The organism is Ancylomarina sp., from assembly GCF_041555295.1.
GTDB lineage: Bacteria > Bacteroidota > Bacteroidia > Bacteroidales > Marinifilaceae > Ancylomarina.
Window position 1 is genome coordinate 1 of record NZ_JBFFKR010000453.1, and the last position, 1,799, is coordinate 1,799.

Genomic DNA, 1,799 nt, shown 5'->3' on the forward strand with positions numbered 1-1,799 from the left:
AATAAGGCGATCATCATGCCACTGTAAATGTTGCATATCCGACGTCAGCTTCTCACGCGAAAGCAGGTGAAGTGACTTACTCGGCACAAACGAATGGGTTAATTGATTGCGCAATCTGTCGTACAACCAATGGTCGTTATTAACCACACGATATTTATTACCCATTAATATATTTAATGCTTTTGAAAACCGCTTGGACGATTGAGCTTTTGCCTTCATGGGCTTGTTGTCGAGAAAGCAACCTAAGGCTTCGATGGCCTGCCCCATCAGTATAAATGAAAAGAAATAAAAGCCTTCTTTCTGCAAACGACCAATCTCATCGATAAAGATTCTCGATATAAATTCCTTTTCCTGTTCTGCCTTTATTTTTTCCATCCCACAAATTTATAGCATTTGACTGATAATATCGATTATATAGAGCAAAAACGTGTCCGATGGGCAATTGAGCCTTTCCGTTGGGGAAAGCTACCCTTCCGTTGCATCAGGGACGCCTTCCGTTCGGTGTGGGTACCCTTCCGTTGCATCAGGGACCCCTTCCGTTCGCTCAAGGAGGTGCTCCGTTCGGTGAAGATACCCTTCCGTTCGCTCAGGGAGGTGTTCCGTTCGGTGTGGGTACCCTTCCGCTCGGTAACGGAACCACTCAATTTCCGAACGGAATAGGATAAGAAGCGAACGGAACCACTTAAGTTACCATCGGAACAACTAAAATAACGAACGGAAGCATTCCAGCATAGATCTATAAATAGGATGAGTCGCACGGAGCAAGTAATACTTAAATATTTGTACATTTGCCCAACAAATTAATAGAGTCAATTCGCACATTCGATCACAAAAGATATATGAAACGAGCCATGCTTAAATCTTTCCACTCAGAGGAAAATATTTATGGGCGACTTACATATGGCAAAAATATGAAATCATAAACTTATGAAAGGTAAACTGTATTTAATACCAACCACAATGGGCGATTCTCCCCTTGATGCGGTTATTCCAAAGGATGTTCAAGACCTGATTCCAACTATAAAGCATTTTATTGTTGAAAATATCAGAACGGCTCGTCGTTACCTAAAACTGGTTGATCGTAACATTAATATCGACGAATTGAGTTTTTATGAGCTAAATAAACACAGTTCGCCTGATGCCATATCAGATTATTTGAAGGCTATAAAAGATCACGATATGGGCATTATATCAGAGGCTGGTTGCCCTGGAGTTGCCGATCCGGGTGCCGATGTGGTGAAATTGGCTCACGAAAAAAATATCAGAATCATTCCTTTAGTTGGTCCTTCGTCTATTCTGCTTTCGCTGATGGCTTCGGGTTTCAACGGACAAAGTTTTGCTTTTAATGGCTACATTCCGATTAAGGACGGCGAACGAGTAAAAAGAATCAAACAAATGGAGAATCGTTCTTTAAACGAAAACCAAACTCAGATTTTTATCGAAGCGCCCTACCGTAATATGAAACTATTGGAAGATTTAGCCAAAGAATGTAGCGCTGGAACTAGAATATGTGTCGCGGTAGATATCACTATGGAAACGGAATTTATCAAAACCCTTCCAGCTAAGCAATGGAAAACACAAATGCCCGAATTACACAAACGACCTACTATTTTTCTTTTGCATAAGGATAAGTAAGGTCCATTTGAATAAAATACAAAAGAGCTATCGAGATAATCGGTAGCTCTTTTTTATTTCACCAATAGCTATAATATGTAAATAATTATTACATTTAATGATCACTAGAAACATAATTATGAAAAAGCACATTATAGCAAAAGGTTTACATTTTATATCCTTTA

Annotated in this window: 2 protein-coding genes; one reads left to right on the forward strand and one right to left on the reverse strand. The window is 39.5% G+C overall.

Annotated features, from left to right (window positions below):
- Nucleotides 1–375 (reverse strand): hypothetical protein (locus tag ABY905_RS17005; protein WP_372646050.1); only part of this gene is annotated, 375 nt, incomplete at its 3' end.
- Nucleotides 376–927: 552 nt separating this feature from the next.
- Here ABY905_RS17005 and ABY905_RS17010 point away from each other — a divergent pair.
- Complete coding sequence (locus ABY905_RS17010; protein ID WP_372646052.1) at nucleotides 928–1,635, forward strand: SAM-dependent methyltransferase; 708 nt, start codon at nucleotides 928–930, stop codon at nucleotides 1,633–1,635.
- Nucleotides 1,636–1,799 lie beyond the last annotated feature (164 nt).

Excerpts from the sequence above, each read along its gene's own strand:
- ABY905_RS17010 (WP_372646052.1), top strand. The coding sequence starts at position 928 with ATGAAAGGTAAACTGTATTTAATACCAACCACAATGGGCGATTCTCCC.